Consider the following 24684-nt stretch of genomic DNA (forward strand, 5'->3'; position numbering starts at 1 on the left):
TGGCTGGTGGCTGGTGGCTGGTGGCTGGTGGCTAGTGGCTAGTGGCTACGGATGCAGCAAACAGGCGCGACGTGTCCGCCGTCCCAACCTCCACCGGACGCCCTGGTCGTCTGTCCTGTCCCGCCGGGCCATGTCCGATTGCGCGCTGGAGATCCATTTGTGGAACCCCGGCGCGCAAACGGACATGGGGAGGCGGGCCCAGGGTGTCCGATTGCGCGCTGGGGAACCATTTATGGAATCCCGGAGCGCAAACGGGCGCGGCCGGTGGCTCAGGGGCGGGGCAGGCGGGGCTCCTCGGCGAGGACGGCGGCGGCGAGCTCGTCGGTCGCCCCGTCGAGCAGGCCCACCAGGGCGGCGACCCGCTCGCGGTCGTCCTCGAGCCCGGCCGCGGCGACGATGGCCTCGGCCTGCGGGTCCGCGACCTCGTGGCCGGCCCGCACCCGGTCGGTGACCCAGGCGGTCCAGGCGGCGACGGCGGAGACCTCGCCGGGCGCCTGCGCGGGGCCGCCGCGCTCGGCGATCACGGGCAGGGCGCGCACGGGCAGCTTCGAGGTGCCGTCGGCCGCGATGCGGATGAGGTTGTCGGCGAGGCGCGGGTTGCGGAAGCGCTCCTCGAGGGCGGCGGTGTAGGCGTCGAGCTCGTCCGCGGGGAGGTCCAGGGTGGAGCGGGCCTCGTCCCAGAGCGCCTCGACGAGGGCGCGCACCTCGGGGTGGGAGATGGCCTCGTCGACGCGCTCGGCGCCGGCGACCTGGCCGGCGTAGGCCATGAGGGTGTGGGCGCCGTTGAGCAGGCGCAGCTTGCGCAGCTCGTGGATGGACACGTCGGGCACGATCTGCACGCCCTCGGCGCGCTCCCAGGCGGGGCGTCGGCCGCGGAAGCCGTCCTCGATGACCCATTCGGTGAAGGGCTCGGTGACGACGGGGACCTGGTCGTCGAGGCCGGTCCGCTCGCGCACGAGGTCGCCGGCGCCCGCGTCGGCGGAGGGAGTGATGCGGTCGACCATCGTGGAGACGACGTCGACGTGCTCGGCGAACCAGGCCTGTGCGTCCGCGTCGAGGCAGGCGAGAACCGCCTTCCGCAGCGCCTCGCCGTTGCCGGTGAGGTTGTCGCAGGAGACCAGCGCGATCGGCTCCTCGACGCCGGCCTCGCGCCGTGCCTGCAGGGCGAGTGCGAGACGGGCGGGGGCGGAGGTCGCGGGGTCGGTGCCGGCGGCGTAGCCCTTCTCGGTGATGGTGAGGGTGACGACGGCGGTGAGCGGGTCCGCGACGAGGCGCTTGAGGGCATCGACGTCATCGGCGGCGTAAGCCTCGTCGATGACGTCGATCAGCTCGACCTCGTCCTCCTCGGGGCCGCGCACCACGAGCCCGTACTTCCCGCCCTGGGCGTTCAGCGCCTCCGCCATGGCGGCGGTGCGTCCGGTGACGACGCTGACGCCCCAGCCGCCCGCCCGCTGGGTCGCGAGGAGGGTGTGGGAGCGGGCGAAGTTGCCGATGCCGAGGTGGACGAGGCGGCCGTCGAGGGCGCGGGGGTCGGTGCTCATGGGTGGTGCTCCTCGGAGGGGTCAGGCGTCGGCGTCGAGCTTGAAGACCTGGCTCGGCTGCCGGGTGGGCAGGGTCGTGGCGAGCGCCGCGGCGTCCTCCTCGCGCAGGCGGTGCTCGGCGACGAGTCCGGCGAGGTGGTGCGCGTCGAGCCGGCGGGACATGTCGTGCCGCGCGGGGATCGAGCAGAAGGCCCGCGTGTCGTCGATGAACCCGCTGGTCCGGCTGTAGCCGATGGTCTCGGACACGGCGCGACGGTAGCGCAGGATCGCGTCCGGCGCATCGATGAACCACCAGGGGGCGCCCGCGTACACGGAGGGGTAGAAGCCGGCGAGCGGGGCGATCTCGCGGGAGAAGACGGTCTCGTCGATCGTGAACAGGACGACCCGGAAGTTCGGGTCCAGGCCCACGTCGTTGAGCATCGGGGCGACGCCGTGCACGAAGTCGACGGCGTGCGGGATGTCGGCGCCGACGTCGGCGCCGAACGTCTCGAAGGTCGCCTGCGAATGGTTGCGGTAGACGGCCGGGTGCAGGGTCATGACCAGGCCGTCCTCGGCGGCGAGGCGGGCCTGGTCGGCGAGCAGGTGGCGGCGCAGGGCGACCGCGTCGGCGGCGGCGATGGTGCCCTCGCGGGCGGCCGTGTAGAGGCGGCGGGCGTCGGCCGCGTCGAGCCGCTCGGTGCCGACGTCGGTGTGCGCGTGGTCCGAGGAGACGGCGCCGTGCTCGCGGAAGTACAGCCGACGGGCGCGCATGGCGGCGAGGTGTCCGTCGTAGGTGCCGGCGTCGACCCCGGCGGCCTCGCCGAGGGCGTCGGTGAGGGTGCGGAAGTCCGCGCGGGCCGGCTCGAGGTACTTGTCCGGGCGGAACGTGGGGGCGACGCGGCCGGTGAAGGAGGGGTCCGCGGCGAGCGCGTCGTGCGGGGCGAGGTCGTCGACGGGGTCGTCGGTCGTCGCGAGCACCTGGATGCGGAACTGGTCGAAGAGGGCGCGGGGGCGGAACGCGGGCTGCGCGAGCTTCTCGGCGATCGCGTCGTACATGCGCTCCGCGGTGGCCGGGGAGAGCACGGTGTCCAGGCCGAACACCTCGTGGAACTCGTGCTCCATCCAGTACCGCGAGGGGGTGCCGGCGTAGGCGTGCCAATGCTCGGCGAGCAGCCGCCAGGCCGCGCGGGAGTCCGTCTCCTCGAGCGGGCCGCGGCCCACACCGAGGTCCGCGAGGTCGACGCCGCGGGCGTGCAACAGCCGGGTGACGTAGTGGTCCGGGGTGATGAACAGGGAGGTGGGGTCCCAGAAGGGCTCGTCGTCGAGCAGCAGGCGCGGGTCCACGTGCCCGTGGGGGGAGACGATCGGCTGCTCGCGCATGGACCCGTAGAGGCTCCGGGCGATGTCGCGGATCGCCGGGTCCGCGGGCAGCAGGCGATCGGGGTGGGGCACGTAGGCGTCGTCGCTCATGGGGCCCATGATGGGTGGGCGTCCCGGCGCGGGCGCATCTGTTGTCGCAGGTTGCCGGACGCCCTGACCGGCCGCGGGTCAGGCGGGGGTGCGGGGCCCGGTGGAGGCGCGGGGCACGAGCCGCACGGGCAGCGCCCCCTCCACGGGGGTGCGGTGCGCGGAGGGGTTCTCGATGCGGCGGATCAGCCGTTCGACGGCCGCCCGGCCCTGCGCGCGCTTGGGGGTGACGAGGGTGGTGAGGCCTCCGCCGATGAACCTCGTGAGTGGGATGTCGTCATGCCCCATGACGGAGAGCTCGCCGGGCACGGTCACGCCGGCGCGCAGGGCGGAGACCAGGAAGCCGACCGCGATGAGGTCGTTGTAGCAGATCACCGCGTCCGTGAGCTCCTTGATCTCCGAGAAGGCGAGCTCGCCGCCGGTCGCGGTCGGCGGGTAGGGGCCGTGGCGGTGCACGCTCAGCCCGTTCGCCTTGCCGACGGCGCGGGCGGCGCGCCAGCGCTCGCCGTCGGACCACGAGTTCACCGGACCGGCGACGTAGGTGACGGAGCGGACGCCCTGCTCGACGAGGTGCGCCATCGCCTGGGTCATGCCGTGCTCGTAGTCCGGGGTGACGGAGTCCAGGCCGGCGACGCGGCGGTTGAGGACCACGGAGGGGAGGCGCTTGGTGAGGTGGTTCAACGTCGCGTCGGAGAGCCGGGAGCCGGAGAGGACGACGCCGTCCACGACGTCGACGGCGCTCTCGAGGCTCGCCTTCTCCCGTTCCTCGTCCTCGACGCTGTCCAGGAGCAGCAGCAGGTAGCCGTGCTCCTGCGCGGCCTCCTGCATGCCGGAGACGAGCTCCGCGAAGTAGGGGTTGGTGAGGTCCGGGATCTCAATGCCGAGGCGCTGATGGCGGTGGGCGCGCTCCTGGGCGGCGGGGGCGGAGGTGCGGTAGCCGAGCTCCTTCGCGGCGGCCATGACCTTCGCGTGGGTCGCGGCGCTGACGCGGCCGGGCCGGGAGAAGGCACGGGAGACGGTCGACGGCGCCACCTCGGCCGCTCGGGCCACGTCGTAGATGGTCACGCGCTCGTCGTCCACCCTGCATCTCCTCCTGGTCCTCGGCGACCGGGCCGCCGTGGGCCCGCCCCTACGGTACTGCCCAGGGCGTTCCTCAGTGCGCGGCGCCCAGCTCGATGAGCAGCACGCCGAGCACGATCAGGCCCATGCCGAACGCCATCACGCGGTTCAGCGCCTCCCCGAACAGCAGCCGCGAGGCGAGGGCGGTGAGCACGATCCCGGCGGCGGTCCACACGCCGTAGGCGACGCCGAGCGGGAGGCCGTGGGCGAGCGCGGCGGAGAGCAGGCCGAAGGCGAGCAGGTAGGCGACGCCGACGACCGCGTAGAGGGCGCGGCGTCCGGTCGCGGCGACCCGCAGGGTGAGGGTGCCGGTGACCTCGGCGAGGATCGCGCCGGCGAGCAGCAGCGCGCTCATCGGGGGTCCTCCTGGTGCGGGTCGACGACGGGGATCTCCGACGTCGCCGTCGCGAGCGCGGCGGCAGGGCCGGGGGCGGCGGCCGACGGGGCCGACGAGGACGACGGACTTCCCGGGTCCTCGGCCGCATGGGCCCGCTGCGAGCCGAGCTCGACGACCATCACCCCGGCGGCGACGAGCACGATGCCGATGCCCATGAGGGCGGTGAACGGCTCCGCGAACAGGAGCGTGGACAGCAGCGCGGTGAGCACCACCCCACTCGCGCCCCACACCCCGTAGGCGACGCCGAGCGGCATCCCGCGACGCAGCACGACCGCGAGCAGGCTGAAGGAGGCGAGGTAGCCCGCCACGACCAGCACGTACAGCGCGGGATGGGTGAGGGCGGCCTTGAGGGAGAGGCTCGCGGTCACCTCGCTGAGGATCGCGCCGGCCAGGAGCAGCCAGGTCATGGGGCCATTCTCCCCTGCCCGGGCAGGGCGGAGCGGCGGCAGAGCGCCGGCCCACGGCTCCCCACGAACACGGCGCACCCCACCCCCTATTGACAAACGATAGATTCCGATCGATTATCGATGCATGACGCTCACTCTCCCGCGCCCACCCCACAGTCTCGTGATCGCCACGGAAGCACTGGTGGGCGTCCTGCTCGCCATCGGGTTCGGGGCGGCCGCCATGCTGCCCGTCGCCTCCACCGCTGTCGCGGAGGAGCTCCCCGAGTACGCCGATCTCCGAGTGCCGCTCCTCGTGGCCGGATTCGCGTTCCTGACCCTCGGCCTCCTGGCACTGGGGTCGGTCGCCTCACTCGTCCACCGCATCCATCGGGGGTCGATGCTGGTGAGCTCATCGCTGGTCTGGGTCGATCTGCTCGCGGGCGCGCTGGCGGCCGCCGCTGTGGTCATCGTCGCGGCGTCCGCCGTGATCAGCAATGGGGAGGCCGGCAGCCCGTTCCTCCTCATCATCGAGGTGATGGCCGTGCTCGGCTTGATGGCCGTCGCGGGGGTCACGCTCGTGCTGCGCTCGCTTCTGCGCAGCGCCATCGACATGCGCGCCGAGCTGGAAGCGGTCGTGTGATGGCAATACGCATCACCATCGATCGCATGCTGGTGGAGCGGGGGATGAGCGTCGGCGAGTTCGCCGATGCCATCGGCATCACCCCGGCGAACGTCGCCGTCTTGAAGAACGGACGCGCCAAGGCCGTCCGCCTCTCGACCCTCGACGCGATCTGTCGCGTCCTCGAGTGCCAACCCGGCGACCTCCTCCACCACGAGAAACGGGACGACGAACCTGAGCAGCACCGATAGACTTGACGACATGTCCCCTGAACTCGACGTCTCGGCCTTCGCCATCCAGTTCCAGAAGTTCCTCGACACGATGAGCGACCTCGCCGAGCAGCCGGATCGGGACGTCTTCGAGTCCGAGCTTGGCACGCATCTGGGAGCCAGCCCTCGCTCGCTCGCCCCGGTGCGCCAGGAGTTCCCGCACTGGAGATGGGTCGACGTCGACGCCGCTCTGGACGCGCTCTCGGCGACGCAGACCCTTCGCGGAGTCGTCCCCGCCGGCGACCCCGACGGCCTCTCCGAGGTGCTGTCGAACCGGTACGGCAACTACGCCTGGGGATCGGTCGAGCGCACGGCCCTGCCCTCCGGGCCGGGCCGGGTCACGCACGTGGCGACCAACGCCATCCGACAGCTGGAGATCGACGGCCTGCCGGTCATCGCGTTCGCGACCGAGTCGACCAGTCAGGACCCGGAGGGCGCCATCGCGGTCGAGGTGCTCTCGGCCGACGCTGCCGTCTCCCGCCGTGTGCTCTCCCGCATCGATACCCATGTCCGGGAGCAGTCGGCGCTCGGCGGGCAGGTGGTCAGCTTCGTCGCAGGGCAGTACGGTTCGGAGCAGGGCGAGATCAGGTTCCATCCCCGGCCGCGGGTCCCCCGCCGGGATGTCGTCCTGCCGGCCGGGAGCCTGGATCGCATCGAGGAATCCGTGCTCGGGGTGAGCGAGAACGCCGCCGCTCTCCGCGAAGCCGGGCAGCACCTCTCGCGAGGCGTCCTGCTGTTCGGCCCTCCCGGGACCGGCAAGACCCATACCGTCCGCTACCTCCTCTCCCGCGCCGCGGACACGACGGCGATCGTGCTGAACGGGGACTCCCTCAGCCACATCCGGCAGGCCGCAGACGCAGCTCGAGATCTGGGCCGCGCCATCATTGTCCTCGAGGACGCCGACCTCGTCGCCGCCGATCGCGACTTCAGCGAGGGAGAGCGCTCCGTCCTCTTCGACGTCCTGGACATCCTCGACGGGCTCGCCGACGACGCCGACATCGCGTTCGTGCTGACCACGAACCGCGTGGGGGTGCTCGAAGAAGCTCTCGCTCTGCGGCCCGGACGGATCGACCTCGCCGTGGAGATCCCGCTCCCTGATCTGGAGCTCCGCCGCCAGCTCTTCACCCGGTACGGGCACCACCTCCCCTTCACCGAGCGGGGGATCGATCAGGCGGCCGTCGCCGCTGAAGGCACCACGGGCTCCTTCGCGAAGGAAGCGGTGCGCCGCGCCGTGATGAGCGCACTCGCCCTCCACGAGGACCTCACCGACACCCACCTCGTCGCCGCCGTCGACGCGCTCGTCCGCGAAGCCGGCGAGCTCCGGGACGCCATGGCAATCGACGCGGAGGACCACGACCTCAGCGACGACGACTGACGCGACGAGAAGGGCGACACCGAGCCGGGGCGAGGCCGAGCGCTCCGAACCGCTCGACGAGTCGCGACTCCACGGCACAGCGCCTGGTCCTGCCGCTGCGCGGTGGGCTTCTGGACGCACGGTAGGACAGCTGTCAGCAACGGCGCGCAGCCGCTATGCCGACCTCCTGAGCCGCCTGTCCCGCTGAGCACTCGGCCTTCAGCCAGGCGGCGCGGGGGCCCAGCGGGCGATCTGCGCGGCGAGGTGGCCGGCGCCGTAGCCGTTGTCGATGTTGACCACGCCGATGCCGGGGGCGCAGGCGGAGAGCATCGTGGTGAGTGCGGCGCGGCCGCCCTCGGCGACGCCGTAGCCGACGGAGGTGGGCAGGGCGACGACGGGCGCGGCGATCTGGCCGGCGACGACGGTGGGCAGCGCCCCGTCCATGCCGGCGGCGACGACCACGCAGGCCGCCTCGCGCAGCTCCGGCAGGCGCGCGATCAGCCGGTGCAGGCCGGCGATGCCGATGTCCGCGATGAGGCGGGTGGGGCGACCCAGGTGGCGGGCGGTGAGCTCCGCCTCGCGGGCCACGGGCAGGTCGCTCGTGCCGGCGCAGGCGACGATCACGAGACCGCCGCTCGGCGCGGGCGGCTCGGCGGGCCAGGCGAGGAACCGGGCGCCCGGGTCGTGGTGGGCTCCGGGGAGGGCCGCGAGCACGGCGGCGGCACGCTCGGCGTCGGCCCGGGTGAACAGCACCGGGCCCAGGTCCTCGCGGCCGGCGGCGGCGAGGCGTGCGTACTCCCCGGCGATCGCGGCGACCTGCTCGACGCTCTTCGCGTCGCACAGCACCGCCTCGGGGGCGCCGCGGCGGGAGGCGCGATCGAGGTCCAGCTCGAGCAGCCCGTCGATGCGGCCGTCGGCCCCGTCGGCCCCACCGGAACCGTCGGTCCCGCTCCCCCGGTCAGGCATCGTCCCGCCGCACGACCTGCAGCGCGAAGAGGCCCGAGCGGATGCCCTCGATGTCGATCGTGACGTGGCGGAACCCGGCGGAGCGGCCGGCGGCGACGAGGGCGCCGCGCATGGCGGGTTCGACGGCGCGGGGCAGCTCGTCGGTGGGCAGCTCGATGCGGGCCACGTCGCCGTGGTGGCGCACGCGGCAGTCGCTGAAGCCGGCGCCGAACACGGCGTCCTCGAGCTCGTCGATCTGGCGCAGCTTCTCCGGGGTGACGGCCTGGCCGAAGGGGATCCGGGAGGAGAGGCAGGGGGCGGCGGGCTTGTCCGCGACGCTCAGCGAGAGGCCGCGCGCGACGTCCCTCACCTGGGCCTTCGTCATACCGGCGGTCGCGAGGGGGCGCAGCACCCGGTGGCGGGTGGCGGCACCGGCGCCGGGGCGGTCGTGGCGGGTGGCGTCGTCCGCGTTCTCGCCGTAGGCGACGGCGTCCAGCGCGTGGGCGGCGACGATCTCCTCGTCGATGCGGGTGAACAGCTCGTCCTTGCAATGAAAACACCGAGCGGCGTCGTTCTTCGCGTACTCGGGGTTGTCCATCTCCGCGGTCGCGATCTCGACGACCTCCGCCCCGATCTCCTGCGCGGTGCGCAGGGCGAGGCGGTGTTCGCGGCGGGCGAGGGACGCGGAGACGCCCAGCAGGGCGACCACGTTCTCGCTGCCCAGGGCGCGCACGGCGAGGGCGAGCAGGGTCGCGGAGTCCACGCCGCCAGAGTAGGCGACGCCGAGGCGGCGCACCCCGCTGAGCTGCGTGGCGACGTCGTCCGCGAGGGTGAGCGCCTCGCCCGTGAGCGCGTCCGGGGTGAGGGTCGGGGCGATGGTCGCGGCGGCGGTCACACGCCCTCCTTCTCCGAGGCAAGACGGAACAGGACCTCACCCGCGTGGTCGATGACGAGGGTCTCCGGATCCGCGCGCAGGGCGTCGAGGTCCAGGGCCGCCGGGTCCTGGTAGAGCACGTTGTGCGCGGCGCACTCCTCCGCGCTGATGGAGGTCGCGAAGTAGCGGTTGACGCGCTGCTTCTCCTCCCCCGTCTCCGGGTCGTAGGTGCCCAGGCCCGTCACGTGCGTGGAGTGGGCGAGCTCGCCCCAGGGGTGGCCGGCGAAGCGGTCCCACTGCTTCGTGAAGTACTCGATGTTGTGGTACCCGATCTCGCGGATTCCGGGGTGCATCGCGGCGACCTCGGTGATGTGCGGGGCGTAGATGATGACGTCGCCGCCGTCGGCGCACACGGGCTCGGACTTGTAGAAGCCCTTCGCGCCGGTCCACATGTCGTCGTACATCTCCGGCACGATCGCGACGATCCGCCGGTACGGCTTCTCGACGTAGGTGATGTGGGTCTGCGCGGAGATCTTCGCGCACGCGGCCCACGCGGCCTGCGGGTCGCCGAAGGCGATCGCGCCGAGGTCCGCCCCGCCCTCCTTCACGTCCATCGTGAAGGCGAGCTTCGTGGTCGTGATGAGCTCGCTCGCGGCGTCGATCAGCTGGCGCACGGGCGTGATGCCGAGGGTGCCGATGATGCGGCTCGCGGTGATGAGCGCCCCCACCCAGTGGGAGATGTCGATGACGTCGTGCACGGAGCAGCCGGGGAAGAAGTACTTGTTCCCGCCGGAGAAGCCGACGACCTCGTGCGGGAACACGGGCCCCACGATGAGGTTGACGTCGGACTCGGCGACGAGCCGGTTGATCTGCACGCGCATGGGGACGTCGGTGAGCAGGCCGCCGGTGAGCTCGGCGATGCGCTCCGCGGGGATCTCGCCGAGGTCCGCGATCTGCTCCTCGTCGTGCCAGGCGTGGTTGACGACCTCCCAGCCGGGGTAGGTCGCCGCGGCGCCGCGCTCCGTGGAGCCGAGCAGCACGTCGATCGCCTCCGCGCTCATGGCGGCGTGGGTGCCGAGCGCGATGAGCACGGTGACGGAGGCGGCACGGCCGGCGAGCGCCTCGTGGATCGCGGGCAGCACGAGCGGCAGCGGCACGGAGCGCGTGCCGTCCGGGATGATCAGGCAGACGCTCTTCCCGTCGAGGTCCTGACCGGCGAGCTGCTCGAGGACGAAGCCGCGGATCCCCTCCGGGGAGAGGGTGCCCTCGGGGCCGCCCAGGAGCGCCGCGCGTTCCGCGAGCCCCTCGGGGATCGGCTGGATCGGCGGGATCGTCACGCTGGGCTCGCTCATCCCCCCATGATGCTCTGACGCGCCTGATCAGGACAAGGTTGACCGGGTGTTGCCATGCCCCGCCCCCTGGCGCTCCGCGAGCATCGGTGCCTGGGTTCCCCTGATGGCCACGGTGCAGGGGCACCCGGGCGCCGACGCCCTCCGGCCATCCCGTCCCAGGAGATCCCATGGCTCGCGAACTGGTCTGGACCGGCTTCATGACGCTCGACGGCATCGTCGACTCCCCCGGTGAGGTGGTCGAGGGGCACCCGCAGGGCGGCTGGGTACTCTCCACCCCGTTCGACGAGGAGGCCTTCTCCCTCAAGGGCGAGGAGATCGCGGAGACCTCGACGCTCATGTTCGGGCGGCGCAGCTACGAGAACTTCGCCCCGGACTGGAACGGCTCCCCCGATCACGCCGCATACCAGGACATCCCGAAGCTCGTCGTCTCCTCGACGCTGCAGGAGGCGGATCTGGTCGAGGGCTGGGGCGAGACGCGGATCCTGCGCAGCTCCGAGGACGTCGTCCAGGAGAAGACTGCTGATGGTGGAGCGATCTTCATCCACGGCAGCGCGGAGCTCGCCCGCCGCCTCGCCGAGGCGGACCTCATCGACCGCTACCACCTGCTGCTGTTCCCGGTGACACTGGGGACCGGCAAGCGGTTCCTCCCCACCTCCCCGCACGACCGGCAGGACCTGCGCCTGCGGGACAGCGCCGCGTACGGCAACGGCGTGGTGAAGCTCGTCCACGACGTGGTGCGCTGAGGGCCGCTCAGCCGCCGGCCCCGAAGCGTCGCAGCGTGGGGCTGAGGGCTCCGACGAGTCCGGTCAGCACGAAGCCGGCGCCGGCGATGGCGAGCGCGGCTCCGCCACCGAGGGTCCCTGCGAGCAGGCCGCCCAGCAGGGGGCCGAACGGGGACAGCGCGGCGGCCGCGACGGTCAGCAGGGAGCCGATGCGGCCGAGCATGTCCGGGGGCACGAGCTCGGCGGTGACGGCGTCGATGGCGACGTTGAGCGCGGGCGTGGCCAGGCTGAACGCGAGGATCGGGACGAAGGGCCACCAGGGGGCGAGGGGCAGGCCGGCGAGCCCGAGGCAGAGCCCCAGTGTGACGGGGACGGCGATGGCGAGGCGGCCGGCGGGGACCGCGGTGGCGATGCGGCCCGAGGCGAGGGCGCCGAGCAGCCCGCCGATCCCGATGCCCGTGAGCACGAGACCCGCGAGGGCGTCGGAGCCGCCGAGGGAGCGGATGTGCACGATCAGGGCGAGCGTGACGCCGCCGCCGAAGAAGTTCATCGCCATGATCACGAGGATCAGCTCGCGCACGCCGCGCCGGGCGATCAGCCAGCGCAGCGCCTCGCGGGTCTCGCCGAGCATGCTGCGCCGCGGGGCCTCGGTCCCCTCGGCGACGGGGGCCGGGGCCTCCGGTCGCCGCGGGACCTTCGCGAGCAGCGCGAGCACCGCGGCGGCGAGCACGCTCGCGGTCATGGCGAGGTAGGGGGCGAACAGGCCCACCGCGGTCAGCGTGCCGGCGAGCGCGGGGCCGACGACGCGGCCCGCATGGGAGCGCGCCTCCTCCTGCGCGAAGGCGCTGCGCAGCTGGGGCACGGGGACGACGGCGCGAATCGCGACGTGGCGGGCGGAGCCGAGGAAGGCCTGGCATGCGCCGTCCACCGCCGCGAAGACGAGGAACCCGGCGAGACCGGCGTGGCCGGTGGCGAGGCCCGCGAGCAGCAGAAGGGCGTTCAGCACCTGTGCCCCCTGGGCGCCGAGGAGGATCCGACGGCGGTCATGGCGGTCCACCCAGATCCCGGCAGGCATCTGCAGCAGCAGCATCGAGGCGACGAGCACGGAGCCCACGAGCCCGGCCCGGGCGGCGCTGCCGGTGAGGGCGAGCAGGGTGAGCGGGAGGGCGACGCGGTTGATCTCGGTGGCGAGAGTCGCGCAGGCGGCGCCCGCCCACAGCAGCTGGAAGCGGGCGTTGCGCCGCAGCGGCGGGAGCGCGGCCGTCACCGGACCGTCCATTCCTGAAGCATCTCTTTCACAGTCGTGAAGGTAATGCTTCACACCTCTCGGGGCAAGCGCGCCCGCCGCCCTACGATGGCGGGCATGGCCCTCGACCCCCCGCCGCTGCTGGACGACCACGAGCGCATGCGCGCCGTCAGCCACCCGGCCCGCTGGCGCGTGCTCCAGGAGCTCTGGGACGGGCGCACCCTGACCAGCACCGACGCCGCCCAGCTGGTGGGCCTCACCCCCTCGGCGATGAGCTACCACCTGCGACGCCTCGCCGCGCTGGGCCTCGTCGAGCAGTCCCCGTCGGCCGACGGCCGCGAGCGGCCCTGGCGGGCCAGCACCGACGGGCTGAACATGACGGGCCAGCCCGACGCCGCCCTCGGCGGGACGATGATGCAGAACTTCGCGGCCGACATCGGCCGTGCCCTCGCGACCCCGCCGCCGCCCGACGGGGACCCCCGCCCGTGGCCCGCGAACTTCGCCCACCGCCGCGTGCGGATGACGCGCGAGGAGTCCACGGCCCTCCACCAGCGGATCAGCGAGGTGATCGCCGAGGCCGAGGCCGCCGGCGCCGACCGCGCGGAGTCCGAGGACGAGGCCGCGGAGGCCGGCGCGCCCGTGTACCGCTACGACGTCTTCTACGCGGCCGCCGCGGAGGCGCCCGAGGAGCCACCCGGCGGCGATACGCCCGACGGCACCGGTCGCTGACCGGTCGGCTCAGTCGACGAGATCGGCGCAGTCGATGCAGGTCGTCGCCTCGGGGCGCACCGCGAGGCGGGCCGGGGCGATCGGCTTTCCACAGCGGGCGCAGCGGCCGTCCTCCCCGCGGCGCAGCCGCTCCTGCGCCTCGTCGATCCCGGCGAGCGCGTCGAGTCGGGCGAGACGCAGCCCTTCGAGGCGCGACCACTGCGCCGAGAGCGGCACCCCGTCGGGATCGTGCTCGTCGTCGTCCGCCTCGCCCTCTCGGGTGCGGCGCAGCGCGACGAGCTCCTGCTCGATCGCCTCGAGCTGTGCGCGCACCGCGGCCCTCCGCTCGGCGAGCTGCGCGGCTCGGTCGCCGGGCGGCGCGGGATCCTGCCGGGAGTCCTCCATCGCCCCATGGTGCCCCGCGCGGGTGACAGCTGCGGTACCTGAGAGCGATGCGCCCGCCCTGCCGCGGTCCTAGCATCGAGCCGTGGATCCCTCGACGCCTGCGCCTTCGACGCCGGACCTCCGGCAGGAGGCCGACGCCGGCACCGACGACGCCCCCGTCGGCCGTCCCTCCCGCCGGCGCACCGCGGTGGTCGTCGTGCTGGCCACCGTGTCGCTCGCGCTGTTCAGCGTGCTCGCCGCGATCCATGCCTCCCTGTACGGCACGCCCGTGGTGCTCGCGCTGCCGCTCGGGGCGGCGCTCGGCGGGGCGCCCGTGCTGGCCCTGCCGCGCCCGCGCACGGCGGCCGCGCTCGCCTGCCTCGCCGCGTGGATCCTGCCGCTGGTCTCCGTGCCGCCGGACGGCACCGCCTGGCCGTGGCCGTGGTCGGTCCCCGCGATGGTCGCGTTCGTCGTGACCGTCCTCGTGCTCACGCTCGCGCACGGCTGGAGGATGGGCACGGCCGTGCTCGCCCTCGGGAACCTGGGGCCGCTGCTGATCGCCCCGCTGCTGGGCCGCGCGGAAGGGGCCGGCGCGGATCTCATCGTCACCGCCTCGGTGAGCACGGGGCTGCTCCTCGTGGGCGTGCTGGTCGCGAGCCGGCTGCGGGTGGGTGAGGAGCTCAGCCGCGAGCGGGAGGTCTCCGCCGCGGAACATGCGCAGCGCCTGCTGGTCGAGGAGCGCACCCGGATCGCCCGCGAGCTGCACGACGTCGTCGCGCACAGCACCGCGCTCACGCAGGTGCAGGCGTCCACGGCGCGCTACCGGATCCCGGACCTCTCCCCCGAGGCCGCCGCCGAGTTCGACGACATCGCCGCGAGCGCCCGCGCCTCGCTGCAGGAGATGCGGCGCCTGCTGGGGGTGCTGCGCACCGAGGACCACACGCCGCCGCTCGCCCCGCAGCAGGGCATCGCCGAGATCCCGGAGCTCGTCGAGGGCTTCCGCCGTGCGGGCGCGCAGGTCACGATGCACCTGGACGAGGTGACCGAGGGTCTGCCCGCCTCCGTGGACCTCACCGCCTACCGGATCGCGCAGGAGGCGCTGAGCAATGCGGTGCGGCACGCGCCGGGCGCACCGATCGAGATCGGCGTGGACATCGGCCACGACGCCGTGACGCTGCGCGTGCACAATGGGATCGCCACCGAGGCGTCGGCCCCCGTGACCGCCGGCTCCGGCAACGGACTGCGCGGCATGCGGGAGCGCGTCGTCCCGCTCGGCGGGACCCTCCACCACGGCCCCGACCCGGCCGGGGGCTGGACCGTCCTGGCCGTCCTCCCGCTCACCGAACCCTCGCAGGAGCCCGCATGACCGTCTCCGTCCTGCTCGCCGACGACGCCGCCATGGTGCGGGCGGGCTTCGCGGCCCTGCTCGACGCGCAGCCCGACGTGCGCGTCATCGGGCAGGCCACGACCGGCAAGGAGGCCGTCGCGCAGGCGGCCCGGCTGCAGCCGGACGTGGTGCTGATGGACGTGCGCATGCCGGAGATGGACGGGATCGAGGCGACGCGGCGCATCGGCGCACCGGACTTCCCCGCCTCCCCGCCGCCGCGGATCCTCATGCTCACCACGTTCGACATCGACGACTACGTCCACGACGCCCTGCAGGCCGGGGCGAGCGGCTTCCTGCTCAAGGACGCGACGCCCGAGGAGCTCGTCCATGCCGTGCGCGTGGTCGCCGCGGGGGACGCGCTGCTCTCCCCCGGGATCACGCGGCGGATGATCGAGCAGTTCGCGACCCGCCGGCCCCGCGCACGGCGCGACGCGGCGCTGCTGGCCCGGCTCACGGACCGTGAGCGGGAGGTGCTGCTGCTGGTCGCGCAGGGCCGCTCGAACAAGGAGGTGGGCGAGGAGCTGTTCATCTCGGACCACACGGTGAAGACCCACGTGGGGCGGCTGCTGGCCAAGCTCGAGGCGCGCGACCGGGTGCAGCTGGTGATCCTCGCCTACGACAACGGCCTCGTCTCGCCGCTGAGCTGAGCCGCGCGGGTCCCTCGGAGGGACCACGCGCATCGCCCTTCGGGGCGATCCCGGGACCGCTCCCGCGGGCGACGTGGCCGCGGGCATCTCGTCCCTAGCCTCCTCGGCGTCATCCCGAGGAGGAGCCCCCATGACCGTCATCGATCTCGCGCCCCCGCGCCCCGCGCCCGTCCCCGTCCCGCCGCCCGTCCCGTCCCGTCGCGACGCGGGCATCGACCTCGTGCGCGCCCTGTGCGTGCCGGCGGTGATGCTCGTGCACGGCCTCCAGGTCACGGCCACGCTCGGCGCCGCCGGCCCCGTGCTCGAGTACGCGACCCGCGGCGCCGCCTGGTACCCGCCGCTCACCTGGCTGCTGCAGGTCATGCCGCTGTTCTTCGTGGTCAGCGGCTTCGCGGGGGCGATCGCGCACCGCCGGCTCCGGGAGCGCGGCGGCACGGCGACGGCGTTCGTCACCGCCCGGGTCCATCGCCTGCTGGTGCCCCTCCTCGCGCCGGTCGCCGCGGCCGTCGTGGTGCTCGCCGCGCTCGGTGCCGCGGGCGTCCCGGACGGACTGCTGGACGAGGCGGGGCTGCGGTGGCGCGAACCGCTGTGGTTCCTCGCCGTGTTCCTCGGTGTGCAGTCCCTGCTGCCGCTGCTGTTGCGCGCCCACGAGCGCGCCCCGTGGGCCTCGCTCGCCGCCCTCGCCGGCGGCGCCGTCGCCGTGGACCTGCTGCGCGGGCAGACTGGGATCGAGGCGATCGGCTACGCGAACCTCGGCTTCGTGTGGCTCGCGCTGCAGCAGGCGGGATTCCTGCTGGCCGACGGCCGCATCGACGCCCTGCCCCGACGCGTGCGGGCGGCCGGCATCGTCGTGGCCCTCGCCGGGCTCGGGACGGCATTCGTCAGCGGGTTCTGGTCCCCGGACCTCATCGCGCACCTCAACCCGCCGACGACGGCGCTGCTGGTGATCGGCTCGGCGCAGACCCTCGCGCTCTCCCTCGCCCGGCCGCACCTCGCCCGCCTCGCCGCCCGGCCCCGCATCGCGGCGGTCACCGGCTTCGTCACCGCCCGCACCATGACCTTCTACCTGTGGAACCTCTCCGCCCTGCTGCTCCTCGCGGGCGGCTCCCTGCTCCTCTCCCAGCAGGGCCTGCTCACCCTGCCGGAGCCCTCGAGCGCCGCCTGGTGGGCGAGCCGACCCCTGTGGCTCGCCGCGTCGATCGCGCTCACCGCCGCCGCGGCCTGGCTCGCCGGTCCCCTCGAGCGCCTGCGCCCCGCGCGGCCCACCCACGCTCCTCGGCGCACCGCGCAGGCGGTGCTGCTGGGCCTCGCCGGCCTGCTGGTGCTGCTCGCCGCGGGGATCTCCCCGCTCAGCGGGCTGCTCGCCCTGGCCCTGCTGCTGGGGGCGCTCGCCCGGATCCGGGGCCCACGCTCCGGTGAGCCGCGGATCTCGAGGAGCCCGGTGGCTCCGACATCGTCCGCACCTGCCCTGGCGAGCAGGTGACCTCCTCGCCAGCCCTGAAGGTCTCGGCTCTGTCTCGGCGGCGGGATCCGCTCGTCCGCTCCGCCCGGTTCCCGCTACCTTGTCCCGAATGGACGGGCCGCAGGGGCCGCCGGTCCTGTTCCGTGCGAGCCGCACGGGTCCCCGAGCAGAGGTGGAGGCAGAGCCATGAGCGATCCCGATTCCGGGCTGATGCCCGTCGGCCTCTCCACGCCGTGGGACCCCTCGATGCTCGTGCTGCTGCTGATCTTCGTGCTCGGCGCGCTCGTCATCGTCGCCGTCGCGGTGATGAACCGGCACAGCGGCCCGACGGGGCAGGTGACGCCGACGGATCCCCTGGCGGATCCCGTCCAGATCGCGCTCCAGCAGCCTCCCGCGCCGAGCACCCTTCCCGAACCGACCGCGGAGCAGGCTCTCCGCGATTAGGCTCTGACCATGGACTACACCGGAATCGGCGGCTTCGAGGCCATCGCCATCCTGTTCCCGCTGTTCGCGATCGTCGTGGTGTTCACGATCTTCTTCGGGATCCTCTACTTCGTGGTCCGCGCGGCCGTGACCTCGGGGATCCGCCGGGCCCGCGAGCACGCGGCGCCCACCACCCCGGACGCCTGACCCGCGGGCCCGGCAGGACCGGGCTCCCCTGCGCTGCCGCTCAGCGGCGGCCGTCGAGCTCGTCGAGCCGGAGCCAGGCGTAGCGGTAGGTGCTCGTCTCGAGCGTCACGGTTCGGCCGGTGCCGGTGCCGGTGGCGGTGCTGCGGGTGTCGGTGTCGGTCATCAGGGCCTCCTTCGGGCACATCGGTTCGAGCCCACATTCCACCTCTCCCTCGCGGCCGGTCCGGACCGTTCTCACAACTTTCCGCCTTGCCCGGCGGCTTCACCCCACGAGCCTCACGAAACCCTCGGCATCGACGTAGGCCGACCCGCTCGGCAGATCACAGATATACCCCTGGGGTTCCCCGGCCGATGGCGCGGTCTCCTCACGACAGGAGAAGGTCGCCGTCAGCTCCGCGACGAACCGTTCCTGATCAGGCACGTCCAAGGCGATCGACGGCAGGGATCCCGAGTCGCAGTCGTAGGTGAGCACCTCGTACCCGTCGGCCTCGTCGAGCGCCGCGTCGAGCCACGCTCCCGTCTGCTCCGCCTGCTCGAGGACCTGCTGTGTGCACGGGAAGATCTCCCTCACCAGTGCACGGCCACCCAGGAACGCCCCGGCACTCGCAACGAGGACGGCGAGCACGCAGAGGACGACCGTGGTCATGCGCCATCGGGCGGCTGCACCTGACATCGACGGCTCCTCCCGAGATGGCGCCGTCGGATTCGGCGCTGGTCCTGGGTCATCTTCACCCACGGGAAGCGAAGACGACCGCGCCGCGCCCGCGCGCCCTCGTCCTCCTGTACGTTGAAGTGCTCGTCGCGTACCACGGGCCCTGTCGACCATCCCCACGAGGAGAGGCGCTTGCCTGAGGATCCCCCGACCGCGAACGCCATGGCAGACCCCTCCTTCCGGCGGCTCTGGATTGCGGCACTGCTCGCGCAGTCGGGGTCGGCGCTGGGCTCCGTCGCGGTGCCGCTGATCGCGGTCGGCGAGCTCGGGCTGTCGTCGGCGACGGTCGCTCTCCTCGCGACGACCGCCGCGGTCACGATCCTCGTCTCCGCCCTTCCGGCCGGCTACGTCGCCGAGTTCCGGCGCAAGCGTCCGCTCATGATCGGGGCGGACCTCGGCCGCGCCGCGATGTTCTCGCTCCTCGCCGTCCTGCTCCTCACGGGGACGCTCCACGCCGCCTGGATGTTCGTCGCCCTCGCGGTGAACGCCGCCCTGCAGATCCTCTTCGGCAGCGCCAGCTCCGCGCACACGAAGGAACTCCTGGCCCCGGCGATCCGGGCCGACGGGCTGGGGAAGCTCCAGGCGGCCACCTGGACGGCGTTGATCCTGGGGCCCTCGGCGGCCGGAGTCCTCGCCTCCGTCACCTCCCCGGCGGTGCTGCTCCTGGTCAACACGGCGACGTTCGTGCTCAGCGCAGTCCTCGTCCGCTCGATCCCGCGCCCCGAGGGGCCGCCGCCCCAGCGCTCCGCGCACACGCGGCGCTCGAGGGAGGCGCTCGCGGGTGCCCGCTTCCTCCTCGGGGAGCCGATGCTTCGCCGCCTGTTCCTCTCCTGGCTGCTCTTCGCGGGTGCCGTCGCCGCGCTGACCCCCGTCACGCAGGTCTTCGCCCTCCGCGACCTCCAGTTCACCTCCCTGCAGTACGGGCTGTACATGGGGATCCCGTCCCTCGGCGGGCTCGCGGGCGCATGGGTGACGGGTCGCGTCGCCGCACGATGGCGCCTGGGCCCGACGGTCTGGTGGTCGAGCCTCCTGCGCACCCCCTGGTACGCCCTGTACCCGCTGGCGGCCCCGGGGACGCCGGGCCTCGTGCTGCTCGTCGTGGCCTTCACGGCGGTGCTGTTCTTCTCCTCGATCACGAACTCGGCCATGGCCGCCCTGCGCATGGAGCTGACCCCGGACCACCTCATGTCCCGGTCCAGCGCGGCTTGGAGCATCGCCACGATGGGTGCGGGGCCGGCGCTGATCCCGCTGGTGGGCGTCTTCGCACAGGCCACCTCCACGCGCAGCGCCCTCTGGCTCGTGTTCGCCCTGGTCGGCATCTCGCTGCTCGCGCTCCCCGCGTCACGGCTCCTCCGCCCGAACGGGGCGGCGGGCCCCGGGTCGGGGTAGGTCCGGTGCCTCTTCTTTCCGGCGCGGCCCTCATCACGCCCACCCCGTTCCCGCGCGCACCGACGGCGGTGCGAGCACGGGGCGCGTGACCGAGCAGCCCGCGCCCTACGGCGCCCCGTCGACCCCGGCCTCCTCGTCCCCGCGTCGGCGGCGTGTGCGGATCCCGCACCTCCAGGAGATGAAGCAGCGCGGTGAGCGCTGGTCGATGCTCACCGCGTACGCCCGCTTCTCCGCGGAGGTCTTCGACGAGGCGGGGATCCCGGCCCTGCTGATCGGCGACTCCGCCTCGAACACGGTGCTCGGCAACGACGCGACGCAGCCGATCACGGTCGAGGAGATGCTGCCGATGGCGCGCGCGGTCTCCCGCGCGGCGCGCCATGCCCTCGTGATCTCCGATCTGCCCTTCGGCTCGTACGAGGTCTCACCGGAGCAGGCGTTCGCAACGGCGGTGCGCTTCGTGAAGGAGGCCGGGGTGCACGCGGTCAAGATGGAGGGCGGGGAGCCGATGCTCCCGCAGATCGAGATGCTCACCTCCCGCGGGATCCCCGTCATCTCCCACCTCGGCTTCACCCCGCAGTCGGAGCACACGCTCGGCGGGTACCGGGTGCAGGGGCGGGCCGACGGCGGCGAGGCCCTGCTGGCCTCCGCCCTCGCCGCGCAGGAGGCCGGCGCGTTCGCGGTGCTGCTCGAGATGATCCCGGCGGAGCTCGGCGCGCGCATCAGCGGCGAGCTGCGGATCCCGACGGTGGGGATCGGCGCCGGGGCGGGCTGCGATGCGCAGGTGCTCGTGTGGCAGGACATGGCGGGCCTGAACTCGGGGCGGCTGCCCCGCTTCGTGAAGCAGTTCGCGGATCTGCGGGGCGCGCTCGCCGGCGCGGCGCGGGCCTTCGACGAGGAGCTGCGGGGCGGGTCCTTCCCCGGCCCCGAGCACAGCTTCTGAGCACCCTCGTCACCCTGAGGTGGTGACACGGGCGACGCCGCGGAGGAGCATGGGCCCACCCTTCGGCGAGAGGACCTCCCATGGCACAGCGCGTGCGCGTCCAGAACTTCGGCGTCTCCCGTGACGGCATCGGTGCCGGTGCGGAGCAGACCCTCGAGCGGCCCTTCGGCCATGTCGACCCGATGCAGCTGATGGGCTGGGCCTTCACGACGGTGAGCTTCCCGGGCATGGAGAACCCGGAGGGCTCCCGCGGCATCGAGGACTACCTGACGCGGGACTTCGCGCACGGCATCGGTGCGGAGATCATGGGCCGCCACAAGTTCGGCCCGCAGCGCGGCCCGTGGCCGGAGGACGGTTGGCGCGGCTGGTGGGGCGAGGAGCCGCCGTTCCACACACCGGTCTTCGTGCTCACCCACTTCGAGCGGGAGCCGCTGCAGGTCGGCGAGACGACCTTCCACTTCGTCGACGGCACCCCCGAGGAGGCGCTCGCCCTCGCGAAGGAGGCCGCGGGCGGGCTCGACGTGCGGATCGGCGGCGGGGTGAGCACCGTGCGGCAGTTCCTCGATGCGGATCTGATCGACGACATGCACGTGGCGATCGCCCCGCTCGAGTACGGCGAGGGGCTGAAGCTGTGGGACTCCCCGGAGGATCTCGCAGGCCGTTTCACGATCGAGAAGGTCACCGCGCCGAGCGGGGTCGAGCACTGCTTCCTCTGGCGGTGACGCGCCGGCCCACCGCGCGTCACCTCTCTCGTCTCTCAGTTTCTACAGTGATGAGCTCACTTTATAGAGTGAGCGCCTCACTCTATACACTGAGGATCAGTTGATCTACAGTGAGCCGATGATCGACCTCGAGCTGGATGAGCACGTCGCGCGCTTGCGACGACAGTCGCAGGATGACGCCTTCGTCGAGGTCAAGGCGGCCGCTGGCGGATTCCCGAAGTCTACGTGGGAGTCGATCTCTGCATTCGCGAACACGGACGGCGGGCTGCTCATCCTGGGGCTCGATGAGCAGGCGGGCTTCACCCATGCGGGCGGATTCGCGGCCAGCCGGATTCTCGCCACCCTTCTCTCTGGGCTCGACAGTGCCGATGGAGCCCACCCGAAGGTCACGCCCGTGCCTCCGTTCGAACCATCACTCGCCGAGGTCGACGGAGAACAGGTCGTCACAGTCCGCATCCACCCGCTCATCGAGGGCCCTGGAATCACCGCACCATGCTTCGTCACGGATCGCGGAATGGAGAAGGGCAGCTACAAGAGAGTGGGCGATGCAGATCGACACCTCAGTCCCTACGAGATCTACCTGCTCCGCACCCGACACGCCTCGGACCGCACAGATCGGGAAGAGCTGCCTGATGCCACTGTCGCCGAACTCGACTCCGAACTCGTCGCACGAACACTCGACGGCCTCCGACGGAACACCCGTGCTCTCCGGGGAATCGATGAGGGCGATATCGAAGGCGGACTGCGACGAGTCAATGCCCTCGGCCCCCACAGTGCGCCAACCCTGGCAGGATTCCTTGCCCTGGACGTCTACCCACAGCGTGAGTTCCCCCAGCTCTTCATCGACGTCACCGCGCACCCGGGCACAGCGAAGTCCACGGATCCCACCGTGAGGTTCCTGGACCGGCGCCGCTGCGACGGTCCCCTCCCCCAAGCGATCGACGACGCGGTCACCGCTGTCCAAAAGAACCTCAGCAGCAGACGAATAGTCGACGGCGTCTCCGGCACCGACGAGCCGGAGATCCCCACGGATGTCATCCGTGAGGCCGTCACGAATGCCGTGCTGCATCGGGATTACTCGACCTATGTCCGCGGTCAGCAGGTCGCGGTGGACATCTACGCCGACCGGGTCGAAGTGCGCAGCCCGGGCGGATTCTGGGGTGACCGCACCAAGGAGAACGTGACCGAGGGGTACTCCGAAGCGCGGAACGAGAGCCTGGTCCAGCTCATGACGGCGGTCCCCACGCCTGACGGCCGGTCGACGGTCGCCGAGAACCAGGGGTCGGGGGTCCTCCACATGGTCAATGCCATGCGTGGACGGGGACTGCCTGCGCCTGACTACAGCGCATCGACGATCGACCACGTCGTCGTCCGCCTCGCACGTTTCGGGCTCATCTCCGCGGAGGTCCGCGATTGGCTCGATCAGCTTCCTGCAAGGGACGAACGCGGGCACCATCATGATGTCGCGCTCGCGATCGCACGGACGAAGGGTCAGGTGTCAGTGCCCGACCTCAGGAGCAACCTGGGACTCGACTCCGACGAATGCCGAAATGTCCTCTCACTGCTCGTCGCGAAGGAACTCCTCATCGGGATCGGCGATGGTCCATACGCGCTGTCAGACATGCGGAGCACGCCCACCAGCTCCGGCGCACAGTGGGAGATCCTCTCGCTGCTCGATGCCACCAATCCGCGCTCGATCGGGGACATCGCCACAGCAACGGGCAAGAACCGGAATGCGCTGCGCCCCCTCCTGCGGGAACTCGTCGAACAAGGAGTGGTCGTCGCGACGGCCCCTCCTCAGAGTAGGAATCGAAAGTACTTGCTGGCAGCGGCGCCCTGATCGTTGTCCGCCGCGCGTCACCGCAGCAGGCCCACGATCGAGCCGATGATCGCGAGGCGCTCGGCGACGGCGGCCCCGGCCGGGGCCTGCACCTTGATCGCCCGGTAGCGCTCGGCGCCGCCCGCCGCGTCGAGGCTCGCACGGACGGTCCCGGCGGTGAGGAGCGAGGCGGGCTCGTCGGCGTCGAGCGGCAGGTGGACGTCCGCCCATGGGGCGCCGTAGGGAGTCGTGTCCCCGGAGGCGCCGGAGAAGGCGATGCCGCCCAGCAGGCCGGCGGCGGCGAGCTCGCGGATCTGCTGCTCGGGCGTGGCGGGGTCGTGGGACTCGACGACGCTGCGCCCCCAGTTGACGGTGAGCGGCACCCCGAGCCCGGCGGACGCCTCGAGCTCCTCGGCGAGGCTCAGGAAGCGCTTCTCGCCGGGACCGGCACCGTCCGCGGCGTCGCAGTGCTCGACCATCAGCCGGATGCCGCGACGCTCGGTGGTGGCGGCGAGCTCCTCGAGGGAGCGGCGGAAGGCGCCGGCGTCCGCGGCGCCGGTGGGGGCGGAGTGGACGAGCACGCCGGTGATCGCGGCGCGGCCCAGGTGGTCGTTGACCCGCTCGATCGCGGCGCCGATCTCCTCGTGGAAGCCGAGCGCGGCGCGCCGGAGGTCCTCCCGCGCGCTCGCGAGACCCTCGCCGGGGTTCCCGGCCTGGCGCTTCATGGTGGAGGGGATCGCCGTGACGACGCTCGAGGTGAAGCCGAGGCCGAGCACGTCCAGCAGGCCCTCGACCAGCGAGCCGTCCTCGGCGCGGAGGTGGTGGTCGGGGATCTCGAGGCCGTCCGCCCCGCTCCCCCGCAGGCCCGCGTACAGCTCGACCTGCTCCGCGGGATCCGTGGGCAGCATCGCGTATGCGCCCACCAGCAGGGGCGTCATCGTGGTCTCGGACATGGGTCTCCTCTCGCCGCCGACCTGTCGCCGCGCGCTGCTGCGGGGCCGCTCGGTCGGGCGCACCGGGGCCATCCTCGCCGATCCGCCCGGTCGGGGCGGGCGCGGGCCGGGCTCAGCGCAGGGTCGCGGCGAGCTCCTGCTCGCTGAGCTCCCGATCGGCCATGACGAGCCGGATCGCCGTCGGATCCGGGTTCCCGGCGTCCGGGGCGCGGTGGCGCAGCGTGAGCCCCACCTTCCGGGCCACCGCGGCGGAGGCCGCGTTGTGCTCGAGGAGGTAGGCGACGACGGGCAGCTCGGGGCGCCGCTCCCGGGCGGCGTCCACGGCGGCGCGGGCGACCTGCGTGGCGAGGCCGCGGCCCTGCGCCTCGGGCGCCAAGCGGTAGCCGAGGTTCCAGAAGGCGCCGCCCCGCACCGCGCAGCCGCCGTGCCCCACGACCTGTCCTCCCTCCCGCACCACCCAGGCGCCGAGGCCCTCGCGCTCCCAGTCCTCGAGCCAGCGCGCGAGCGCCGCCCGGGTCGTGCCGGGGCCGGCGAAGCGGCCGCTCGGCAGGTGGGTCCAGGTGCGGGCGTCGGAGTAGATCCGGTGGAGGTCCTCGAGGTCGCCCGGCACGGGGGCGTCGAGGGTGAGTCGCGGGGAGGGCGAGGTCATGGCGCCATGGTG

At 72.9% G+C, this 24684-nt stretch carries 28 protein-coding genes; 14 read left to right on the top strand and 14 right to left on the bottom strand.

Annotated elements, in window-relative coordinates:
- Positions 1-269: 269 nt before the first annotated feature.
- The 5 genes from ACYVAP_RS04555 to ACYVAP_RS04575 form a co-directional block, all read right to left on the bottom strand.
- The gene (locus tag ACYVAP_RS04555; protein WP_498859738.1) at positions 270-1541 is read right to left on the bottom strand and encodes a mannitol dehydrogenase family protein; all 1272 of its coding nucleotides are present in this window, start codon (positions 1539-1541) and stop codon (positions 270-272) included.
- A 21-nt stretch (positions 1542-1562) separates the two neighbouring features.
- Positions 1563-2990, bottom strand: a complete 1428-nt coding sequence (gene uxaC / locus ACYVAP_RS04560) for a glucuronate isomerase (RefSeq protein WP_498859739.1) — start codon at positions 2988-2990, stop codon at positions 1563-1565.
- Between the two features lie 78 nt (positions 2991-3068).
- Positions 3069-4067: a LacI family DNA-binding transcriptional regulator gene (locus ACYVAP_RS04565; protein WP_498859740.1), complete on the bottom strand. Its 999-nt coding sequence runs from the start codon at positions 4065-4067 to the stop codon at positions 3069-3071.
- A gap of 73 nt (positions 4068-4140) precedes the next feature.
- Entirely contained in the window at positions 4141-4461 is a 321-nt protein-coding gene (locus ACYVAP_RS04570; RefSeq protein WP_498859741.1) for a DMT family transporter, read from the bottom strand.
- Positions 4458-4910 carry a DMT family transporter gene (locus ACYVAP_RS04575; RefSeq protein ID WP_498859742.1) on the bottom strand — a complete coding sequence of 151 codons (453 nt, stop codon included), beginning with the start codon at positions 4908-4910 and terminating at the stop codon, positions 4458-4460. The genes ACYVAP_RS04570 and ACYVAP_RS04575 overlap by 4 nt, the downstream gene beginning before the upstream one ends.
- A 124-nt stretch (positions 4911-5034) precedes the next feature.
- On the opposite strand from ACYVAP_RS04575, the gene ACYVAP_RS04580 reads away from it, so the two are divergent.
- Genes ACYVAP_RS04580 through ACYVAP_RS04590 form a run of 3 tightly spaced genes read left to right on the top strand, consistent with a single transcriptional unit; the run spans position 5035 to position 7152 of the window.
- Positions 5035-5529, top strand: a complete 495-nt coding sequence (locus tag ACYVAP_RS04580; RefSeq protein WP_498859743.1) for a DUF2975 domain-containing protein — start codon at positions 5035-5037, stop codon at positions 5527-5529.
- Positions 5529-5759, top strand: a complete 231-nt coding sequence (locus tag ACYVAP_RS04585) for a helix-turn-helix domain-containing protein (protein ID WP_498859744.1) — start codon at positions 5529-5531, stop codon at positions 5757-5759. The genes ACYVAP_RS04580 and ACYVAP_RS04585 overlap by 1 nt, the downstream gene beginning before the upstream one ends.
- A 10-nt stretch (positions 5760-5769) precedes the next feature.
- On the top strand, positions 5770-7152 hold the full coding sequence (locus tag ACYVAP_RS04590; RefSeq protein ID WP_498859745.1) for an ATP-binding protein: 1383 nt from the start codon (positions 5770-5772) through the stop codon (positions 7150-7152).
- Between the two features lie 198 nt (positions 7153-7350).
- Here the strand turns inward: ACYVAP_RS04590 and larB are convergent, their stop codons facing one another.
- The 3 genes from larB to ACYVAP_RS04605 are packed head-to-tail and all read right to left on the bottom strand — an operon-like array spanning position 7351 to position 10302.
- A complete protein-coding gene (larB, locus tag ACYVAP_RS04595) occupies positions 7351-8097 on the bottom strand; it encodes an AIR carboxylase family protein (protein WP_498859746.1) in 747 nt (248 codons plus the stop codon).
- On the bottom strand, positions 8090-8971 hold the full coding sequence (larE, locus tag ACYVAP_RS04600) for an ATP-dependent sacrificial sulfur transferase LarE (protein ID WP_498859747.1): 882 nt from the start codon (positions 8969-8971) through the stop codon (positions 8090-8092). Before larE ends, larB begins: the two co-directional genes overlap by 8 nt.
- Positions 8968-10302, bottom strand: a complete 1335-nt coding sequence (locus ACYVAP_RS04605; protein WP_264450345.1) for a lactate racemase domain-containing protein — start codon at positions 10300-10302, stop codon at positions 8968-8970. The genes larE and ACYVAP_RS04605 overlap by 4 nt, the downstream gene beginning before the upstream one ends.
- Positions 10303-10469: 167 nt before the next feature.
- Between ACYVAP_RS04605 and ACYVAP_RS04610 the strand changes: the two genes are divergently transcribed.
- On the top strand, positions 10470-11045 hold the full coding sequence (locus ACYVAP_RS04610; RefSeq protein WP_498859748.1) for a dihydrofolate reductase family protein: 576 nt from the start codon (positions 10470-10472) through the stop codon (positions 11043-11045).
- A gap of 7 nt (positions 11046-11052) precedes the next feature.
- Here the strand turns inward: ACYVAP_RS04610 and ACYVAP_RS04615 are convergent, their stop codons facing one another.
- Entirely contained in the window at positions 11053-12303 is a 1251-nt protein-coding gene (locus ACYVAP_RS04615; protein ID WP_498859749.1) for an MFS transporter, read from the bottom strand.
- Between the two features lie 84 nt (positions 12304-12387).
- Here ACYVAP_RS04615 and ACYVAP_RS04620 point away from each other — a divergent pair, with 84 nt between their 5' ends.
- Positions 12388-12999: a helix-turn-helix domain-containing protein gene (locus tag ACYVAP_RS04620; protein WP_498859750.1), complete on the top strand. Its 612-nt coding sequence runs from the start codon at positions 12388-12390 to the stop codon at positions 12997-12999.
- 9 nt (positions 13000-13008) lie between these two features.
- Here the strand turns inward: ACYVAP_RS04620 and ACYVAP_RS04625 are convergent, their stop codons facing one another.
- Positions 13009-13383, bottom strand: a complete 375-nt coding sequence (locus tag ACYVAP_RS04625) for a TraR/DksA family transcriptional regulator (RefSeq protein WP_498859751.1) — start codon at positions 13381-13383, stop codon at positions 13009-13011.
- An 82-nt stretch (positions 13384-13465) separates the two neighbouring features.
- On the opposite strand from ACYVAP_RS04625, the gene ACYVAP_RS04630 reads away from it, so the two are divergent.
- The 5 genes from ACYVAP_RS04630 (at position 13466) to ACYVAP_RS04650 (ending at position 17488) form a co-directional block, all read left to right on the top strand.
- A complete protein-coding gene (locus ACYVAP_RS04630) occupies positions 13466-14728 on the top strand; it encodes a sensor histidine kinase (protein ID WP_498859752.1) in 1263 nt (420 codons plus the stop codon).
- Positions 14725-15396 carry a transcriptional regulator gene (locus ACYVAP_RS04635; RefSeq protein ID WP_498859753.1) on the top strand — a complete coding sequence of 224 codons (672 nt, stop codon included), beginning with the start codon at positions 14725-14727 and terminating at the stop codon, positions 15394-15396. Before ACYVAP_RS04630 ends, ACYVAP_RS04635 begins: the two co-directional genes overlap by 4 nt.
- A gap of 130 nt (positions 15397-15526) precedes the next feature.
- Positions 15527-16879, top strand: a complete 1353-nt coding sequence (locus tag ACYVAP_RS04640; RefSeq protein WP_498859754.1) for an acyltransferase family protein — start codon at positions 15527-15529, stop codon at positions 16877-16879.
- A gap of 165 nt (positions 16880-17044) precedes the next feature.
- Positions 17045-17302: a hypothetical protein gene (locus ACYVAP_RS04645; RefSeq protein WP_498859755.1), complete on the top strand. Its 258-nt coding sequence runs from the start codon at positions 17045-17047 to the stop codon at positions 17300-17302.
- Positions 17303-17311: 9 nt separating this feature from the next.
- Positions 17312-17488 carry a hypothetical protein gene (locus ACYVAP_RS04650; protein ID WP_498859756.1) on the top strand — a complete coding sequence of 59 codons (177 nt, stop codon included), beginning with the start codon at positions 17312-17314 and terminating at the stop codon, positions 17486-17488.
- 40 nt (positions 17489-17528) lie between these two features.
- Here the strand turns inward: ACYVAP_RS04650 and ACYVAP_RS04655 are convergent, their stop codons facing one another.
- Together ACYVAP_RS04655 and ACYVAP_RS04660 are read right to left on the bottom strand one after the other, a co-directional pair.
- On the bottom strand, positions 17529-17651 hold the full coding sequence (locus tag ACYVAP_RS04655; RefSeq protein ID WP_498859757.1) for a hypothetical protein: 123 nt from the start codon (positions 17649-17651) through the stop codon (positions 17529-17531).
- Positions 17652-17750: 99 nt separating this feature from the next.
- Positions 17751-18134 (bottom strand): hypothetical protein, encoded by a 384-nt coding sequence (locus tag ACYVAP_RS04660; RefSeq protein ID WP_498859758.1) that lies wholly within the window; start codon positions 18132-18134, stop codon positions 17751-17753.
- 198 nt (positions 18135-18332) lie between these two features.
- Here ACYVAP_RS04660 and ACYVAP_RS04665 point away from each other — a divergent pair, with 198 nt between their 5' ends.
- The 4 genes from ACYVAP_RS04665 (at position 18333) to ACYVAP_RS04680 (ending at position 23091) form a co-directional block, all read left to right on the top strand.
- The gene (locus tag ACYVAP_RS04665; RefSeq protein WP_498859759.1) at positions 18333-19589 is read left to right on the top strand and encodes an MFS transporter; all 1257 of its coding nucleotides are present in this window, start codon (positions 18333-18335) and stop codon (positions 19587-19589) included.
- Positions 19590-19674: 85 nt separating this feature from the next.
- Positions 19675-20529, top strand: a complete 855-nt coding sequence (panB, locus tag ACYVAP_RS04670) for a 3-methyl-2-oxobutanoate hydroxymethyltransferase (RefSeq protein ID WP_498859760.1) — start codon at positions 19675-19677, stop codon at positions 20527-20529.
- Between the two features lie 80 nt (positions 20530-20609).
- Entirely contained in the window at positions 20610-21251 is a 642-nt protein-coding gene (locus ACYVAP_RS04675; RefSeq protein ID WP_498859761.1) for a dihydrofolate reductase family protein, read from the top strand.
- A gap of 118 nt (positions 21252-21369) precedes the next feature.
- Entirely contained in the window at positions 21370-23091 is a 1722-nt protein-coding gene (locus ACYVAP_RS04680; RefSeq protein ID WP_498859762.1) for an ATP-binding protein, read from the top strand.
- Positions 23092-23108: 17 nt separating this feature from the next.
- Here the strand turns inward: ACYVAP_RS04680 and ACYVAP_RS04685 are convergent, their stop codons facing one another.
- Entirely contained in the window at positions 23109-24023 is a 915-nt protein-coding gene (locus ACYVAP_RS04685) for a DUF4862 family protein (RefSeq protein WP_498859763.1), read from the bottom strand.
- 112 nt (positions 24024-24135) lie between these two features.
- On the bottom strand, positions 24136-24672 hold the full coding sequence (locus ACYVAP_RS04690; protein ID WP_498859764.1) for a GNAT family N-acetyltransferase: 537 nt from the start codon (positions 24670-24672) through the stop codon (positions 24136-24138).
- Positions 24673-24684 lie beyond the last annotated feature (12 nt).

Source organism: Brachybacterium horti (assembly GCF_054777615.1).

What these genes read in the sequence shown, in the direction of transcription:
- ACYVAP_RS04650 (WP_498859756.1), top strand. Translation starts at nt 17,312, where the DNA reads ATGGACTACACCGGAATCGGCGGCTTCGAGGCCATCGCCATCCTGTTC.
- ACYVAP_RS04580 (WP_498859743.1), top strand. Translation starts at nt 5,035, where the DNA reads ATGACGCTCACTCTCCCGCGCCCACCCCACAGTCTCGTGATCGCCACG.
- ACYVAP_RS04590 (WP_498859745.1), top strand. Translation starts at nt 5,770, where the DNA reads ATGTCCCCTGAACTCGACGTCTCGGCCTTCGCCATCCAGTTCCAGAAG.
- ACYVAP_RS04605 (WP_264450345.1), bottom strand. Translation starts at nt 10,302, where the DNA reads ATGAGCGAGCCCAGCGTGACGATCCCGCCGATCCAGCCGATCCCCGAG.
- ACYVAP_RS04675 (WP_498859761.1), top strand. Translation starts at nt 20,610, where the DNA reads ATGGCACAGCGCGTGCGCGTCCAGAACTTCGGCGTCTCCCGTGACGGC.
- ACYVAP_RS04570 (WP_498859741.1), bottom strand. Translation starts at nt 4,461, where the DNA reads ATGAGCGCGCTGCTGCTCGCCGGCGCGATCCTCGCCGAGGTCACCGGC.
- ACYVAP_RS04615 (WP_498859749.1), bottom strand. Translation starts at nt 12,303, where the DNA reads ATGGACGGTCCGGTGACGGCCGCGCTCCCGCCGCTGCGGCGCAACGCC.
- ACYVAP_RS04575 (WP_498859742.1), bottom strand. Translation starts at nt 4,910, where the DNA reads ATGACCTGGCTGCTCCTGGCCGGCGCGATCCTCAGCGAGGTGACCGCG.
- ACYVAP_RS04690 (WP_498859764.1), bottom strand. Translation starts at nt 24,672, where the DNA reads ATGACCTCGCCCTCCCCGCGACTCACCCTCGACGCCCCCGTGCCGGGC.
- ACYVAP_RS04645 (WP_498859755.1), top strand. Translation starts at nt 17,045, where the DNA reads ATGAGCGATCCCGATTCCGGGCTGATGCCCGTCGGCCTCTCCACGCCG.
- ACYVAP_RS04585 (WP_498859744.1), top strand. Translation starts at nt 5,529, where the DNA reads ATGGCAATACGCATCACCATCGATCGCATGCTGGTGGAGCGGGGGATG.
- ACYVAP_RS04610 (WP_498859748.1), top strand. Translation starts at nt 10,470, where the DNA reads ATGGCTCGCGAACTGGTCTGGACCGGCTTCATGACGCTCGACGGCATC.
- ACYVAP_RS04620 (WP_498859750.1), top strand. Translation starts at nt 12,388, where the DNA reads ATGGCCCTCGACCCCCCGCCGCTGCTGGACGACCACGAGCGCATGCGC.
- ACYVAP_RS04640 (WP_498859754.1), top strand. Translation starts at nt 15,527, where the DNA reads ATGACCGTCATCGATCTCGCGCCCCCGCGCCCCGCGCCCGTCCCCGTC.
- ACYVAP_RS04685 (WP_498859763.1), bottom strand. Translation starts at nt 24,023, where the DNA reads ATGTCCGAGACCACGATGACGCCCCTGCTGGTGGGCGCATACGCGATG.
- ACYVAP_RS04655 (WP_498859757.1), bottom strand. Translation starts at nt 17,651, where the DNA reads ATGACCGACACCGACACCCGCAGCACCGCCACCGGCACCGGCACCGGC.
- ACYVAP_RS04555 (WP_498859738.1), bottom strand. Translation starts at nt 1,541, where the DNA reads ATGAGCACCGACCCCCGCGCCCTCGACGGCCGCCTCGTCCACCTCGGC.
- ACYVAP_RS04660 (WP_498859758.1), bottom strand. Translation starts at nt 18,134, where the DNA reads ATGACCACGGTCGTCCTCTGCGTGCTCGCCGTCCTCGTTGCGAGTGCC.
- ACYVAP_RS04680 (WP_498859762.1), top strand. Translation starts at nt 21,370, where the DNA reads ATGATCGACCTCGAGCTGGATGAGCACGTCGCGCGCTTGCGACGACAG.
- ACYVAP_RS04635 (WP_498859753.1), top strand. Translation starts at nt 14,725, where the DNA reads ATGACCGTCTCCGTCCTGCTCGCCGACGACGCCGCCATGGTGCGGGCG.
- ACYVAP_RS04625 (WP_498859751.1), bottom strand. Translation starts at nt 13,383, where the DNA reads ATGGAGGACTCCCGGCAGGATCCCGCGCCGCCCGGCGACCGAGCCGCG.
- uxaC (WP_498859739.1), bottom strand. Translation starts at nt 2,990, where the DNA reads ATGAGCGACGACGCCTACGTGCCCCACCCCGATCGCCTGCTGCCCGCG.
- larB (WP_498859746.1), bottom strand. Translation starts at nt 8,097, where the DNA reads ATGCCTGACCGGGGGAGCGGGACCGACGGTTCCGGTGGGGCCGACGGG.